General features: G+C 69.1%; 1 protein-coding gene. It reads left to right on the plus strand.

Annotated elements, in window-relative coordinates; genetic code table 11:
* Window positions 1-83: 83 nt before the first annotated feature.
* A partial coding sequence (locus tag FLQ44_RS21225) for a gamma-butyrobetaine hydroxylase family protein (protein ID WP_147695965.1) occupies window positions 84-320 on the plus strand: 237 nt, incomplete at its 3' end.

Raw genomic sequence — 320 nt, forward strand, 5'->3', positions numbered from 1 at the left:
TCTGGCTGGCGCTGCCCCTGCTGCTGCTGCGTGCGCTCAAGCCCGCGTCCTGACCCGACTTCCAGACATCGATCGCCATCGCCATGAGCACCACGCCCGCACCCACCGACATCGTCCTGCACCAGCGCTCGCGCGTCCTCGAAGTGGCCTTTGAAGACGGCAGCCGCTTCGCGCTGCCCTGCGAATATCTGCGGGTGGAGTCACCCTCGGCCGAGGTCCAGGGGCACGGGCCGGGCCAGAAGGTGCTGGTCGCCGGCAAGCGCGACGTCGGTATCCGCGCGATCGAGCCGGTGGGGCATTACGGCGTGCTGCTGCGTTTC

Source organism: Vogesella mureinivorans (genome assembly GCF_007644035.1).
GTDB classification, from domain to species: domain Bacteria; phylum Pseudomonadota; class Gammaproteobacteria; order Burkholderiales; family Chromobacteriaceae; genus Vogesella; species Vogesella mureinivorans.